Genomic DNA, 14810 nt, shown 5'->3' with positions numbered 1-14810 from the left:
GACCGAACCGGGCAGTGCGTTCTCACTTCAGGCAGGCAGCAAGGCTCCGCAGCGTTTGTGCTGTTTCATGACCACCAGGGTCTTGAAGCTGCGCACCTGCTCCCTGGCATGCAGCACCCGCCGGGTAAACAGGTCGTAGCTCTGCATGTCCCGTGCGGCGACCTGCAGCACGAAGTCCTGCTCCCCCGTGACGTACCAGAGGTCCATGACCTCCGGTTCCCCTTGCAGGCTGGAAATCATCTCATCGACGATGCGGCCGTGATCCCGCTCCAGCGTCACGAGCACCAGCATGGTGATGGGCCAGCCCATGGTGGCCGGTGCCACCAGCGCCACCTCCCGCTCGATGAGTTCAGCCTCCCGCAGCGCCCGCACGCGGCGGTAACAGGCCGGTGCCGAGAGGCCGACCCGGTGGGCCAGCTCGGGGATCGGCAGGCGGGCATCCTGCTGCAATTCGGCGAGGATGAGCAGATCGAATTTGTCGGTCATGGGGAGAGAGATAAAAATTATCGAATAGGGCCAGTTTTAGACCGAAATTACGGGCGTCGCCAGATATATTTTACTTCTCATTGTCTGCTCAGGTTTGAACAAGATGCCGCCGAACACCACTGCTTTCTCCTCCCTGCTGGCGGTCATCCTCGCCATGCTGTCGATTACCCTCGGCGCCTCGCTGGCCAAGTCCCTGTTTCCCCTGATCGGGGCCGCCGGTACCACCTTGTTCCGGCTGGGATGTGCCGCCCTGATCCTCTCGCTGGTGTTTCGCATCTGGCGGATGCCCCTCGAGCGGCGCACCCTGCTCGGGGCCATCCCCTATGGGCTGTCGCTCGGGGCCATGAACCTGCTCTTCTATCTGGCGATCGAGCGGATCCCCCTCGGTGTGGCGCTGGCCATCGAGTTCATCGGCCCCTTGACGGTAGCGCTGCTCGGCTCGCGCCATCGGGCAGACTTCCTCTGGCTGGCGCTGGCCATCGTCGGCCTGCTGTTGTTGCTGCCGCTGCGGGCGGCCGAACAGACCCTCGATCCCCTGGGGGCGGCGTTGGCGCTCGGCGCCGGGGTGTTCTGGGGGCTCTATATGCTGACCGGCAAGCGGGCCGGTGCCCTGCTGGGAGCGCAGGCGCCGGCGCTGGGCATGTGGGTGGGGACCTTGCTGGTGCTGCCCTTCGGCCTCGGTGGTGCGAGCGAGGCCACCTTCACCCTGCCCGTGGTGCTGACCATCGTGGGGGTAGGGCTGCTCTCCAGCGCGATTCCCTACTCCCTCGAGATGTTTGCCCTGCGCCGGCTGCCGCTCAAGAGCTACGGCATTCTGACCAGCGGTGAACCCGCCATGGGGGCCCTGATGGGGTTGCTGTTGCTGGGGGAACAGTTGCCCCCGACCCAGTGGCTGGGGATAGCGGCGATCATCGCCGCCTCCATGGGCACCACCTGGCAAGGCGGGCGCCGGCGCACCGAGCCAGCGTGATCTGCCGGGCCCGTACGGCAGCCGGATTATCCTCATGACCTCGCCGGTGAGGGTCTGCCGTTCGCTGAACCCGGGATGTACAGCCACTTCAGATTTTTTGAACATCTAGGCCAGTTTATCTCGCTAACAATGGCGGGCCTGGATGTTTAATATTCACTCAACGCTTAGGCAGGAACGCCAAGCGGCCAAATAACTGGTCGTTCAAGGCTGTGGCACTCTCAAACAGGGTGCCGGATGTCGGTGAAAGAACAACACACTATTTGAATAACCTCTTGCAAGGATGCATTGATTCGGGCCCGTCGGCCCAGGCAATGACATAAAAACCAAGAGAGTGAATGAACATGAAAAACGTAATCAAGATGCTGGCCGTTGCAGGCCTGATGACCGCAGGTTTCGCCCAGGCTTCCGTTCCGGCTGGCTTCAACGCCGCCCCGGGCGTGCTGTTTGTGAACTGGCACGCGACCGCCGCCGTTGAAGGCAAGGCCAACCCCATGCTGGAAGTGCGTGACGAGTCTGGCGACGTGGTTGCCTCCGTCCATGCCAACCTGATGGGCACCCAGCAAGTGCAGATCCCGAGCCGCACCCAGGGCAACCTGACCGTGAGCCTGGGTGATCAGAGCAGCGACTACCGCATTCCGTTCGGTATCGGCAGCGGCAAGCAGCGCTAAGCCGACGACGCCCTGGCGCGATGGCCGCAGACCGCACCGGCTCGACCGGTACCGTCCCCGGCCATGATCGCCACAGCGGCGTGAAGATGCAGAGTGCTCAGAGAGAAGGCCCCGCCATGCGGGGCCTTCTGCTTTTCGTCTTCGGCTGTTCGGGTTTCACAGCTTGAGCATGATGTGGCGCGGCACCGTGTAGTCCTCCAGCGCGTAGAGGGAGAGATCCTTGCCGTAGCCGGACATCTTCATGCCGCCGTGGGGCATCTCGGAGGTGAGCATGAAGTGGGTGTTGATCCAGGTGCAGCCGTATTGCAGGTGGCTGGCCACCTTGCTGGCAAGGCCGAGATCCCGGGTCCAGACCGAGCTGGCGAGGCCGTAGTCCGAGTCGTTGGCCCACTGCACCACCTGCTCGGCGTCGCTGAAGCGGGTCACTGACACCACCGGGCCGAACACCTCCCGGCGCACGATTTCATCCTCCTGACGGGCATGGGCGATCAGGGTCGGCTCGAAGAAGAAGCCGTTGCCCGGGCGGATCTTGCCCCCCGCCGTCACCTCCACGTGACCGCTGCTCTGGGCCCGCTCCACGAAGCTGGCCGCCCGGTTGCGCTGCCGGTCCGAGATGAGCGGCCCCATCTCCACCCCCTCCTCGCGCGGACCACCCACCTTGATGGAGGCGACCGCATCCGTCATGGCGGCGACAAACTTGTCGTAGATCTTGCCCTGAGCGTAGATGCGGCAGGCGGCGGTGCAATCCTGGCCGGCGTTGTAGAAACCGAAGGTGCGAATGCCCGCCACCACGGCCTCCAGATCTGCATCGTCGAAGATGATGACCGGCGCCTTGCCACCCAGCTCCAGATGGGTGCGTTTCATGGTGCGGGCGGCGCTCTGCAGGATCTTCTGGCCGGTGGCGATGTCACCGGTGAGCGACACCATGCGCACCAGCGGGTGTTCTACCAGCGGCGCCCCCACGCTCTCGCCCCGGCCGCAGACGATGTTGATGACGCCGCGCGGGAAGAGCTCGCTGGCGAGCTCCGCCAGGCGCAGGGCGGTGAGCGGGGTCTGCTCGGAGGGCTTGAGCACCACCGTATTGCCGGCGGCGAGCACGGGGGCCATCTTCCAGGCCGCCATCATCAGCGGATAGTTCCAGGGGGCAATGCTGCCCACCACCCCGATGGGGTCGCGGCGGATCATGCTGGTGTGCCCCTCGATGTACTCCCCCGCCAGCGGCCCTTGCAGGCAGCGGGCGGCGCCGGCGAAGAAGCGGAAGCAGTCAACCACCGCCGGCAGCTCGTCATTGAGCACCGCCAGATAGGGCTTGCCGCAGTTGAGGGATTCGAGCGCCGCAAACTCCTCGGCGTGGCGCTCGATGGCATCGGCCAGGCGCAGCAGCAGGGTACTGCGCTGGGCCGGGGTGGTGCGGCTCCACTGGGCGAAGGCGCGCTGGGCGCCGTTCACCGCCCGGTTCACCTGCTCGAACGACGCCTCTGGCACCGAGGCGAGAAGTTCCCCGGTGGCCGGGTTGAGGATGGGTTCGGCCTGGCCGTCACCGGTGACGAACTGACCGTCGATCAAGAGTTGGGTAGAGAGTTTCATGGTTGCATCCTTGCGCACGCGTTGAGTCGTTATTTGCCACTGCCGGCGACGTCCTGGCCGTCGCGGGTGAGGTAGTAGGCAAGCAGAATGGGAATGGTGGTGAAGGCCACTATGATGAGCGCCACCACGTTGGTGACCGGCCTGTCCCGTGGCCGGATCAGCTCCTGATACATCCAGATCGGCAGCGTGGTCTGCTGGCCGGCGGTGAAGGTGGTGACGATCACCTCGTCAAAGCTGAGGGCGAACGCCAGCATGCCCCCCGCCAGCAGGGCGGTGGCGAGGTTGGGCAGGATCACGTAGCGCAGGGTCTGGAAGCCGTCGGCTCCGAGATCCATCGACGCTTCGATGAGGCTCTGGTTGGTGCGGCGAAAGCGCGCCAGGGCATTGTTGTAGACCACCACCACGCAGAAGGTGGCGTGACCGATGACGATGGTCCAGAAGCTGAAGGGGATCTCCATCACCCCGTAGGCGGAGCGCAGCGCGATGCCGGTGACGATGCCGGGCAGGGCGATGGGCAGCACCAGCAAGAGTGACACCACCTCCTGGCCGAAGAAACGGCTGCGGGCGATGGCCCCCGCCGCCAGAGTGCCGAGCACCATGGCGGCCAGTGTCGCCAGCCCCGCTACCTCCAGCGACAGCTGGATGGCGCGCCACACGTCGGGGCGGTTGAGGGTCACCTCGAACCACTTGAGGGTGAGCCCGGGCGGCGGGAACTGGTAGCTCTTGCTCTCGCTGGTGAAGGCGTAGAGGAAGATGAACAGGATCGGAAAGTGCAGGAACAAGAGACCGCCGATGGCCGCGTACTTGAGCAGGCCGGAGGGCTGGTTGCCATGGTCCCGTTTCATGGAGGTATTAGAGCGCATCGAAGGCCCCCAAGCGTTTTGCTGTCGTCAGGTGAATAGCCATGATCCGAGAACGCGTGTGGATGAGTGACTCATGGGTATCAAAGCGCATTGAAGGCTCCCAAGCGTTTCGCGATGGTGAGGTAGATGGCGATGATGAGGATCGGCACCAGCGAGAAGGCGGCTGCGAAGGGCAGGTTGCCCGCCGTGCCCTGCTGCATGTAGACCACCTGACCTATGTACATGGTGGAGTTGCCTATGATGCCGGGGATGATGTAGTCCCCCAGCGTCAGGGAGAAGGTGAAGATGGAGCCCGCCACCACGCCGGGCAGGGCCAGCGGCAGGATCAGGGTGCGAAAGGTCTGGGCCGGGGTGGCGCCGAGATCGCCACTCGCCTCAAGCAGGGAGCGCGGGATCCGCTCCACCGCCGCCTGGATGGGCAGGATCATGAAGGGCAGCCAGACGTAGACGAACACGATGAAGGTGCCGATGCGCGAGAACGACAGCGACGGCCCCCCGATCACCGGCAGCGAGAGGATGGCGTCCAGCAGCCAGTCCAGTCCCAGAGTATCTGCCAGCCAGCTGATGACCCCCTCCTTGGCCAGGATCAGCTTCCAGGCGTAGACCCGCACCAGATAGCTGGACCAGAGCGGCAGCATGATGCCGACGTAGAACAGGGCCCGGGTCTTGCCGCTGGTGTAGCGCGCCATGTAGTAGGCCACCGGAAAACCGAGCAGGGCGCAGGCCAGGGTCACCAGCAGCGACATGCCGACGGTGCGCAGGATCACGTCCAGGTTCTCCGCCCGCAGCAGGGCGACGAAGTTCTGCAGTCCCAGCTCGTGGCGGATCTGGCCGCTGAACTCGTCCAGTCCGAAGAAGGCGTTGGAGAGCAGCATCAGCAGGGAGCCGACATAGATGATGCCGAGCCAGAGCAGCGGTGGCCCCAGCAGGATGGCCAGCAGCAGGCCTGGCCGCCCGTAGAGCAGGGTGGAAAGGCGCCGCAGCGGCCGATAGGAGAGGGGGGCAGTGGGTTGGCTCATGGCAAGGCTCGCACTGTGGGGGGCGCTCATGGTTGAGCTCCCTGAGGGGCGGTGTGCAGGTGATGGATCGCCTGCTCCGGCCAGCTGAGGCTGACCCGGGCGCCACGGGGCAGGCGGGCCTGGCCCTCGTTGGGGTGGTTGACGATAAGCTCGAGCTGCTCGCCGAGATCGACCCGGTAGCGCACGAAGGGGCCGAGGTACTCAACCTCGCGCACTTCCCCGGACCAGCCCGGTGTGCCGGCCTCGGCGAGCCGGATCCGCTCCGGGCGCACCATCATCTGCTGAGCATCGCCGCACAGCCGGCGGGCCTGCTCCCCCTCGAACAGGTTGACGGTGCCGACGAAGCGAGCAACGAAGGGGGTGGCGGGGGCGTCGTAGATGGTATCCGGCGCGGCGATCTGCTCGATCTTGCCCTGATTGAAGATGCAGATCCGGTCGCTCATGGAGAGCGCCTCCTGCTGGTCGTGGGTGACGAAGATGAAGGTGATGCCGAGCTGGCGCTGCAAGGCTTTCAGTTCGAGCTGCATCTGCTCGCGCAGCTTGAGGTCGAGCGCCCCGAGCGGTTCGTCCAGCAGCAGGATGCGCGGCTGGTTGATCAGTGCCCGGGCGATGGCGATGCGTTGGCGCTGGCCGCCGGAGAGCTGGCCCGGCTTGCGGTTGCCGACGCCGGGCAGGCGCACCAGCTCCAGCATCTCGTCCACCTTGCGGTAACGCTCCGCCTTGGCGACGCCCTTGAGCATCAGGCCGTAGCCGATGTTGTCGCGCACATCCATGTTGGGAAACAGGGCGTAGTCCTGAAACACGGTATTGAGGTTACGATCGTAGGGGGGCACGGTGGAGCAGGGCTCGCCGAACAGCCGGATCTCCCCCTCGCTCGGGTATTCGAAGCCCGCGATCATCCGCAGGCAGGTGGTCTTGCCGGAACCGCTCGGCCCCAGCAGGGTGAAAAACTCGCCGGCCGGGATCTGGAAGGAGATGTCATCGACCGCCTTCACCTCGCCATAGTGGCGGCTGACCCGGTCAAATTGTACGGCATTCATGGGGCGTCCTTGTCTGTGTGGGAAGCGGGCCGGACTCCTGTCCGGCCCCATATCGGCATTTACTGAGGCACCTCAGCGACCACCCAGGATGGCGATATAGTCCGAGACCCAGCGGTAGTAAGGCACGCAGGTTCCCTGGCTCTTGCACTGGGTGACGGGGGTACGCCAGAAGCGCACCCGATCGAAGTTGTCGATGCCGTTGGTCTTGCACCCCTCTTTCCCGAGCAGGGCATTGCCCTCACAGGCGGCTGGCACCACAGGCACGGAGCCGAACCAGGAGGCGAGATCCCCCTGCAGCTTGTTGTTGAGGGAGTGCTCCAGCCACTTGTAGGCACAGGTGAGGTTCTTCGCCTCGCTGTGTACCATGCTGGTGTCGGCCCAGCCGGTGACGCCCTCCTTGGGCACCGTCGTGGCGATGGGCTGCTTGTCGGCGATCAGGGTATTGGCCTGGAACGGCCAGGAGCCGGAGGCCACCACCCCCTCGTTCTTGAAGTCGTCGATCTGGACGAAGGCGTCGTGCCAGTAGCGTCCCACCAGCTGACGCTGCTGGCGCAAGAGGTCGAGGGCGGCCTTGTACTGATCCTCGTTCAGCTCGTAAGGATCCTTGATGCCGAGCGCGGGCTGGTGGCTCATCAGATAGAGGGCGGCATCGGCGATGTGGATGGGGCCGTCAAACGCCTGCACCCGGCCCTTGTTGGACTTGCCGTCCGGCAGGGTCTGCTCCTCGAACACCACGCTCCAGGAGTCAGGTGCCTTGGGGAACACCTTGGTGTTGTACATCAAGATGTTGCCGCCCCACTGGTAGGGCACGCCGTAGTGCTTGCCGTCTACCGTGTGCCATGGGGCATTCTGCAGGCGGGGGTCTATCTTGCCGTAGCTCGGAATGAGCGCCAGGTTCAGTGCCTGCACCTTGCCGCCGGCGATGAGGCGCAGGCTGGCGTCGCCGGAGGCGGTCACCAGATCGAAGCCCCCCTCGTTCATCAGCGCCACCATCTCGTCCGAGGTGGCGGCCGTCTTGACGTTGACCTTGCAGCCGGTCTCTTTCTCGAAGCCGGTGACCCAGTCGTAGTTCTTGTCGGTCTCGCCGCGCTCCACGTAGCCGGCCCAGGCCACGATGTTGAGCTGGCCTTCACCCTTGCCGAGGGTAGTGGGGGCCGCCTGGACCTGGCCTGCCAGCAGGGCGGGGATCAGGGCCAGGGTGAGGGGGGTCAGTTTCATCTTGCTCTCCTTGCTGGGGCGGGCATGGTTGTGATGCCACGCTGACAATTAACATCCTGTTAACCAGCCATGAGCGTAGGAGAAGCCGTGAGCAATGAGAATTTCAATTTTTAACGCCAGAGGTATCTGCTAAATCGATATCGAGTGCAGATGAATCTGAATTTCTGTGGCAGATACCACGACAGTGCAAGGGGCAGGTTCAGCGGGCGAGGGGCTGACGGGCCCGCAGCCGGCTCTGATCCCGCACTATGTCGATGAACTCGCGGGCAGTCCACTCCAGCCGCGAGCCACGCCGCCACACCAGGCCGATGTCGATGGCGGGAATGGGCTCCTTGATGGCGCGGGCCTCGACCCGCTCCTGCTCCAGCGACCAGGGGCGGTAGGCAAAGTCCGGCAGCAGGGCGAGCCCGAGCTGGCTCGCCACCAGGCTGCGTACCGCTTCCACCGAGGCGGTACGCAGCACGATGCGCGGCGCTATGCCGTAGCGGCGCAGGCCGCCGCCGATGATCTGGTCCAGCTGGTCGGCGGTCAGCGAAATCATGGGCTCCTCGCCGAGCGCTTTGAGGGAGAGGGTCGACTCGGCGCAGAGCGGGTGGTTGGCGGCGAGCCAGACCCGCAGCGGCGAGCGGGTCAGCAGCTCGGTATCGAACGCCTCCTGGCGGATGGTGCGGTTGGTCATCAGGATCCCCACGTCCACCTCGCCGTTGACGATCTGGTGTTCGAGATAGGGCTGCTCGTCCTCTTTCACCTCGATCTGCACCGCCGGGAAGGCGCGGCGAAAGCGGCCGAGCGCTTCCGACAGGTAGTAGCCGGCCACCAGCGTGGTCACGCCTATGGTGAGCCGCCCCTGATCCTGCTGGGCCACCGCCTTGAGGGACTGGCCGGCTTCGGTCATGGCGCCGAGGATGCGCCGGGCGTGCAGCAGAAACTGGTGACCCTGGGTGGTGAGGCTGACGCCGCGCGGATTGCGCTCGAACAGGGCGGCGCCGAGCTCGGTCTCCAGCTCGCGGATGGCGCTGGTGACCGCCGACTGGGAGATGTGCAGCTCGGCGGCGGCGCGGCTGACCGAGAAGCTGTCGGCCACCGCCACGAAATAGCGGATCTGGCGAAAGGTGAAATTCATCTGGGCGTCCTGCCGCATGCGATCAAGGTGACTGCCAGCTTAACCTTGAATCGCGGCCAGACAAAAGGCGCCGTGCTGGCGCCTTTGTCATGGTTTTTCCGGCGGTTAGCGGGAGCTGGCCGCCTCGATCACCGGGATCCGGTTCACCGCCTTGCCGAGATAGGCGAGAGTGATGGTCACAATGATGCAGGTGAAGCTGAGCCACATGTAGGGCAGGTAGTCGAGGGTCGCCACCCCCAGTACCCCGGCCATGAAGATGCCGTTGTCGCTCCAGGGCACCATGCCGCAGGTGAGGGTGCCGCCGAACTCGGCGTTGCGGGAGAGGTTCTTGCGTGCCAGTCCCAGCCGGTCGTAGTTCTTGGCCATGATCTTGGGGGTCAGGATCAGCGACACATACATGGCCGAGCCGAACACGTTGGCCAGGAAGGCGGTGCCTATGGTGTGGGTGGTCAGGCTGCCGGCACCCTTGATGCGCTTCTCGAAGGCACTGGCGATCACTTCCAGGATGCCGACTTTCTCCAGCAGGCCGCCAAATCCCAAGCCGAAGATGATGACGGCCACCGAGCCCAGCATGGACTCCATGCCACCGCGGCCCAGGATGTTGTCGATGAAGTCGACGCCGGAGGTGATGGCAAACGGGCTGTAGGCGGAGTGCATCGCCTTGACCGGATCCATGTCCTGGAACAGGATGGCCCAGATCAGACCCAGCAGGGCACCGAAGCTGATCACCGGGAAGGCGGGCTTGCGGTTGGCCAACAGGCCCAGCACCAGCACCACCGGGACTATGGCCAGCGGGGTGATGTTGAACTGCTTGTCGAGCGCTTCCATCACCAGGTTGACCTGCTCCAGGCTGACGTTGCCGGAGTACTGCATGCCGACCACGGTGAACAGGGCGGCGGTGATGACATAGGAGAACAGGCTGATGGGCAGCATCCCCTTGATGTGTTCCATCACGTCGACGTTGGACATGGTCGAGGCCAGCACCACGGAGTCGGAGAGCGGGGAGAGCTTGTCACCGAAGTAGACGCCGGAGAGCACGGCCCCCGCCACCAGCGGGGCGGGCACGCCGAGGCTGTGGCCGATCCCCATCATGGCGATGCCGGCAGTGGCAGCCGAGCCCCAGGAGGTGCCGGTGGCCAGCGAGGTCAGCGAACAGATAATCAGGGTCGCCAGCAGGAAGATGGACGGGTGAATCACCTTGAGGCCGAAGTAGATGATGCTGGGGACGATGCCGCCGGCAATCCAGGTGCCGACCAGAGCACCGACGGAGACCAGGATCAGGATGGCCCCCATCCCCTTGGCGACGCCGTCTACGGCCGCCTGCTCCAGAGATTTGTAATCATGGCCGAGCTTGATGCCGAGCCCCATGATGACGAACCAGGCGATGAACAGTGCCAACTGGATTGGCAGGTCGAGCACGCTGGTGAAGGAGAAGGCCAGGGCCAGGAAAATAGCCAGGCAGGCAAACACTTGCGACATGCCCGGCAATCGGATGTGGTTTTGTTGGTTTTGCATAGATACTTCCTAAACTCTTGCTCGCCAAGGTCAGTCCCTCTCGTCCTGTGGATACACGTATCCCGAGGGGCCCACCCAAAAAGAGGCCGCAATCTACCACAAACCTGGGGGGGCAAATCCCAACTGATTTAGCAAAAATGCAGTTTTGATTGAAAAACTTACAAATTAGTTGATCTCATAACCCGTTTTTGAGTGCTCTGTTTGCCCCGATGGGACATTCGACTCCGATAGAAAAGTCCGATTGCATACTCCTAAAATACAAATGATGATTGTTATCAACTGTTGAAGGGGAGTGTGTCATGAGATGGATAGTGAGAGCCATGCTGCTGATCGGGCTGCTGGCGATCCTGATCTGGGGTCAGGACAAGGCGTACGGTATGTGGAGCCTGGGCTTCTTGCTGGCCGCCTGGGTCATGCTGGAACCCAGGCTGAGGCCTGCGCTGATCCTGCTGCCGGTGGCCGGTATGACGGGAGTCGCGGCCCTGATCTGGCAACAGCCCTGGTTATGACGAGGTAGCCGGGGCGCTTTGCACCTTTTCTTGCGCCAGCTTGAGCGACTCGATGACGTTTTTCTCCATCTCGGTACGCTTGGCATCGGTCAGGAAGTAGATCATGTCGACGTCGTGACGAATGTAGTGGGAGGGCAGCTGGTTCAGGGTCAGGCAGCAGAGATCGGCCATCTGGTTGGCACTCAGCTTCTGGTTGAGCCCCTGTCTCTCAATCTCCTTGAGCACCAGATGCTCGTAGAAGTTGTGAATGTCGGTATCCAGTATCATATGCGTTCCTTGGCATGACGATGGGCGGTGAGTCGTCAAAAGCATAGTCATAACAAGGGGTAAAAACAAAAGGCCCATCACTTTCGTGATGGGCCTTTTGCATAATGAATGGTGCGAAGAGAGGGACTCGAACCCTCACATCCGTGGGACACTAACACCTGAAGCTAGCGCGTCTACCAATTCCGCCACCTTCGCACACTGATTTTCTCCAGCTGGTTTTTAAATGCGGTTGGAGCGCATTTTCTGCGTTTTACATGCCAGAAGCATGGTGCGAAGAGAGGGACTCGAACCCTCACACCCGGGGGGCACTAACACCTGAAGCTAGCGCGTCTACCAATTCCGCCACCTTCGCACATCGGGTTTCCAGTCTGGTTTTACATGCTGTCTGGATAAAGCATGGTGCGAAGAGAGGGACTCGAACCCTCACATCCGTGGGACACTAACACCTGAAGCTAGCGCGTCTACCAATTCCGCCACCTTCGCACATTGTGTTACCAGTTTTGATTTACATGCTGTCTGGAGAAGCATGGTGCGAAGAGAGGGACTCGAACCCTCACACCCGGGGGGCACTAACACCTGAAGCTAGCGCGTCTACCAATTCCGCCACCTTCGCACATTCGGGTTATCAGTCTGGATTGACATGCTGTCTGATAAAGCATGTTGCAGTATGGTGCGAAGAGAGGGACTCGAACCCTCACATCCGTGGGACACTAACACCTGAAGCTAGCGCGTCTACCAATTCCGCCACCTTCGCATCACTGCGGTGGGGGATTCTATAGAGTTTTGAAGGAGCGTCAACAGCCAAAGGGGACTTTTTTCGCTGTTGACGTTCAAAGCAGCATCAAGGGGACAAAACTTCAGCAATCTGCCTCAGTGGCGGGCCAGTGCGTCCTGATACATCTGCTCGTACTGAGTGACCGAATCCGGCCAGTTGAAGCGGGTGTTCATGGCATTGCGCTGTACCCGGGCAAACTGCTCGGGATCCTGCAGGTAGTAGAGCAGGCTGCGGCGCATGGCATCGAGCAAGATGTTGGCGGTCGGATCGTTGAAGCAGAAGCCGGTGGCTTGCTCCGGGTCGGCATCCCAGTCCACCACCGTATCTTTCAGGCCGCCGACGGCCCGCACCAGCGGCAGGGTGCCATAGGCCAGGCTGTACATCTGGTTGAGTCCGCACGGTTCGAACAGGGAGGGCATCAGGAAGAAGTCGGCACCCGCTTCCACCAGATGAGCGAGCCGGTCGTCATAGGTGTTGATGAAGGCGAGCCGGTCCGGGAATTGTTGCGCCAGGGTCTGCAGCTGGGCTGCGAGGGAGGGATCTCCCGAGCCGACGATCACCACCTGCACCTTGTGATGCAGAAACTTGTCCAGCACCGGCAGCAGCAGGTGAACACCCTTCTGCTCGGTCAGCCGGCACACCATGCCATAGATGGGCAGATCCACCACCGGCAGGCCGGTCTCCTGTTGCAGACTCTGCTTGCAGATGTGCTTGCCGGCGAGATTGTCGACGTCATAAGTGGCCGGCAGGAAGTCGTCGAACGCCGGATCCCAGTCCTGATAGTCACAGCCGTTGAGGATGCCGCGCAGATCCGCCGCCCGCTGCTGGAAGATGCTGGCCATGCCGTGGGCGCCCAGGTGAGTCAGCAATTCGCTGGCATAGTTGGGGCTGACCGCGTTGATCTTGTCGGCATAGAGCACGCCGCACTTGAGCAGGTTGACATGGCCATAGTCGTAACTGATGCGCTGTTCGTAGTCGGCAATCTCGGGCACGGCCCAGAACTGCTGGCGCTCGAATACCCCCTGAAAGGCCGCGTTGTGAATGCTGATCACGCTGCGGGTGTGCTGGAAGAAGGGGTTGTGGGCGTGACGGGTTTTCAGCAGCAGCGGCAGCAGGCCGGTGTGCCAGTCGTTGCAGTGCACTATGTCGGGGGCAAAGGCGAGCTGCTCGCTGGCGTGCAGCGCAGCCGCAGCCAGAAAGGCGAAGCGCTCGCCGTTGTCCGGATAGGCCTGGTTGTTCTCGGCGTAGAGCTGGGGGCGATCGAAGTACTGCGGGCAGTCGAGCAGATAGACGCAGACTCCCTCCAGATCCATCTGATAGATGCGATAGCCGATGTCCGGCAGGCCCGGGTGGGTTGGCAGCCAGCGCGAGACCAGCAGTTTGGCCTCATCCCGTCGCTTTATCGTCTTGTAGAAGGGCAGCATGATCCTGACATCATGCCCCTTCTGGGCCAGGTACAGCGGCAGGGCTCTGGCCACGTCAGCCAGGCCCCCGGTCTTCACAAGCCCCTCAACTTCCGAGGCAACGAACAGGATTTTCAGTGGGTTAATAGCCAACTCTTGCTCCCTTAGGTACCACGACGATACCGCCTTCGGACACGGTAAATCGTTCTCTGTCATGGTCCAGATTTTCACCGATCACGGTGCCGGGCGCAATTTCAACGTTCTTGTCGATGATGGCGCGGCGAATGGAGCAGCCCTCGCCGATCTTCACGTCCCCGAGCAGAACCGACTCGCTGATGTGGCTGCAAGGCCCCACGTTGCAGCGAAAACCCAGGATGGAGCGCTGGATCTGGCTGCCCTGAATGAAGCAGCCGCCGGAGATCAAGGAGTTGGCGATCTTCACCTTGCAGTCGTCGGTATCGACGAAGGTGGCGGGCGGCAGCGGCGGGTAGTGGGTATGCAGCGGCCACTTGCGGTTGTAGAGAGAGAAGGGAGCATCGTCGGCCACCAGGTCCATGTGCGCCTGCCAGTAGGAGTCCAGCGTCCCCACGTCGCGCCAGTAGACGTTGGGCTTCTCGCCCGGAATGACGTTGGTGCTGTAGTCATAGACATAGACGGGGGCGCGCGGGAACAGGCTGGGGATGATGTCCTTGCCGAAATCGTGGCTGGAGTTCTCCTCGGCGGCATCGCGCTTGAGTTCGCGATAGAGCGCCTCGGTCTCGAAGATGTAGTTGCCCATGGAGACCAGCGCCTGGGTGGGATCTCCGGGGATGTGCTTGGGCCGCTTGGGCTTCTCTTCGAAGCCGATCATCCGGCCCTCCTGATCCACCTCGATCACCCCGAAGGCGCTCGCCTCCTCGATGGGCATGCGCAGGGCGGCGACGGTCAGGGCGGCGGCCTTCTGCTTGTGGAAGGTCACCATTTGGCTCACGTCCATCTTGTAGATGTGGTCGGAGCCGAAGATGCAGACGTGCTCGGGGTCGGAAATCTCGATGAAACGCAGGTTCTGGTAGATGGCGTCGGCGGTGCCGTCATACCAGCGTTTGCCCATCCGCATCTGGGCCGGAATCGGGTCAATGAAGCGGTCCGTGATGCCGACGATGTTCCAGCCCTTCTTCATGTGCAGATAGAGGGACTGGGACTTGAATTGGGTCAATACGTAGATGCGCAGGAAGTCGGCGTTGACGAAGTTGTTGAGGACGAAGTCGATCAGTCGGTAGCTGCCGCCGAAGGGAACCGAGGGCTTGCTGCGGGTGGTGGTGAGTGGCTGGAGGCGAGTACCTTCGCCGCCGGCCAGGATCATGGTGAGTATGCCTGCCATCGTATTT

14 protein-coding genes and 5 tRNA genes are annotated in these 14810 nt (G+C 62.7%); 3 read left to right on the top strand and 16 right to left on the bottom strand.

Features of this window, described 5'->3' with window-relative positions; genetic code table 11:
* Nucleotides 1-27 precede the first annotated feature (27 nt).
* Nucleotides 28-486 (bottom strand): Lrp/AsnC family transcriptional regulator, encoded by a 459-nt coding sequence (locus AHA_RS19305; RefSeq protein WP_011707526.1) that lies wholly within the window; start codon nt 484-486, stop codon nt 28-30.
* 103 nt (nt 487-589) lie between these two features.
* Here AHA_RS19305 and AHA_RS19300 point away from each other — a divergent pair, with 103 nt between their 5' ends.
* Both AHA_RS19300 and AHA_RS19295 read left to right on the top strand, forming a co-directional pair.
* On the top strand, nt 590-1456 hold the full coding sequence (locus tag AHA_RS19300) for an EamA family transporter (protein WP_165444140.1): 867 nt from the start codon (nt 590-592) through the stop codon (nt 1454-1456).
* A gap of 335 nt (nt 1457-1791) precedes the next feature.
* On the top strand, nt 1792-2124 hold the full coding sequence (locus AHA_RS19295; RefSeq protein ID WP_011707524.1) for a hypothetical protein: 333 nt from the start codon (nt 1792-1794) through the stop codon (nt 2122-2124).
* A 156-nt stretch (nt 2125-2280) separates the two neighbouring features.
* Here AHA_RS19295 and AHA_RS19290 read toward each other — a convergent pair whose 3' ends face one another.
* The 7 genes from AHA_RS19290 to nhaC form a co-directional block, all read right to left on the bottom strand.
* The gene (locus tag AHA_RS19290) at nt 2281-3711 is read right to left on the bottom strand and encodes a gamma-aminobutyraldehyde dehydrogenase (protein ID WP_011707523.1); all 1431 of its coding nucleotides are present in this window, start codon (nt 3709-3711) and stop codon (nt 2281-2283) included.
* Between the two features lie 29 nt (nt 3712-3740).
* Nucleotides 3741-4556, bottom strand: a complete 816-nt coding sequence (locus AHA_RS19285) for an ABC transporter permease (RefSeq protein WP_011707522.1) — start codon at nt 4554-4556, stop codon at nt 3741-3743.
* Between the two features lie 98 nt (nt 4557-4654).
* Nucleotides 4655-5623 carry an ABC transporter permease gene (locus AHA_RS19280; RefSeq protein WP_011707521.1) on the bottom strand — a complete coding sequence of 323 codons (969 nt, stop codon included), beginning with the start codon at nt 5621-5623 and terminating at the stop codon, nt 4655-4657.
* The gene (locus AHA_RS19275) at nt 5620-6633 is read right to left on the bottom strand and encodes an ABC transporter ATP-binding protein (RefSeq protein ID WP_011707520.1); all 1014 of its coding nucleotides are present in this window, start codon (nt 6631-6633) and stop codon (nt 5620-5622) included. The genes AHA_RS19280 and AHA_RS19275 overlap by 4 nt, the downstream gene beginning before the upstream one ends.
* A 72-nt stretch (nt 6634-6705) precedes the next feature.
* Entirely contained in the window at nt 6706-7851 is a 1146-nt protein-coding gene (locus AHA_RS19270) for an ABC transporter substrate-binding protein (RefSeq protein WP_011707519.1), read from the bottom strand.
* 199 nt (nt 7852-8050) lie between these two features.
* Nucleotides 8051-8974 (bottom strand): LysR family transcriptional regulator, encoded by a 924-nt coding sequence (locus AHA_RS19265; RefSeq protein WP_011707518.1) that lies wholly within the window; start codon nt 8972-8974, stop codon nt 8051-8053.
* 105 nt (nt 8975-9079) lie between these two features.
* Nucleotides 9080-10489, bottom strand: a complete 1410-nt coding sequence (nhaC, locus tag AHA_RS19260; protein WP_011707517.1) for a Na+/H+ antiporter NhaC — start codon at nt 10487-10489, stop codon at nt 9080-9082.
* 299 nt (nt 10490-10788) lie between these two features.
* Between nhaC and AHA_RS19255 the strand changes: the two genes are divergently transcribed.
* Nucleotides 10789-10998 (top strand): hypothetical protein, encoded by a 210-nt coding sequence (locus AHA_RS19255; RefSeq protein WP_011707516.1) that lies wholly within the window; start codon nt 10789-10791, stop codon nt 10996-10998.
* Here AHA_RS19255 and AHA_RS19250 read toward each other — a convergent pair.
* The 8 genes from AHA_RS19250 to glgC all read right to left on the bottom strand — a co-directional run bounded on the left by AHA_RS19250 (nt 10993) and on the right by glgC (nt 14803).
* The gene (locus AHA_RS19250; protein WP_016352123.1) at nt 10993-11265 is read right to left on the bottom strand and encodes a late competence development ComFB family protein; all 273 of its coding nucleotides are present in this window, start codon (nt 11263-11265) and stop codon (nt 10993-10995) included. The genes AHA_RS19255 and AHA_RS19250 overlap by 6 nt on opposite strands.
* A 109-nt stretch (nt 11266-11374) precedes the next feature.
* Nucleotides 11375-11460: transfer RNA gene (locus AHA_RS19245), tRNA-Leu, on the bottom strand.
* Nucleotides 11461-11531: 71 nt separating this feature from the next.
* Nucleotides 11532-11617 (bottom strand) — tRNA-Leu (locus AHA_RS19240).
* A 45-nt stretch (nt 11618-11662) separates the two neighbouring features.
* Nucleotides 11663-11748 (bottom strand) — tRNA-Leu (locus AHA_RS19235).
* A 44-nt stretch (nt 11749-11792) separates the two neighbouring features.
* Nucleotides 11793-11878 (bottom strand) — tRNA-Leu (locus AHA_RS19230).
* A gap of 55 nt (nt 11879-11933) precedes the next feature.
* Nucleotides 11934-12019 (bottom strand) — tRNA-Leu (locus AHA_RS19225).
* 116 nt (nt 12020-12135) lie between these two features.
* Nucleotides 12136-13596 carry a glycogen synthase GlgA gene (gene glgA / locus AHA_RS19220; protein WP_011707514.1) on the bottom strand — a complete coding sequence of 487 codons (1461 nt, stop codon included), beginning with the start codon at nt 13594-13596 and terminating at the stop codon, nt 12136-12138.
* Nucleotides 13586-14803 (bottom strand): glucose-1-phosphate adenylyltransferase, encoded by a 1218-nt coding sequence (gene glgC, locus AHA_RS19215; protein WP_011707513.1) that lies wholly within the window; start codon nt 14801-14803, stop codon nt 13586-13588. Before glgC ends, glgA begins: the two co-directional genes overlap by 11 nt.
* Nucleotides 14804-14810: the final 7 nt, after the last annotated feature.

Origin of the sequence: Aeromonas hydrophila subsp. hydrophila ATCC 7966, assembly GCF_000014805.1 — a bacterium.
GTDB lineage: Bacteria > Pseudomonadota > Gammaproteobacteria > Enterobacterales > Aeromonadaceae > Aeromonas > Aeromonas hydrophila.
This window is presented reverse-complemented; position numbering and strand designations above follow the sequence as displayed.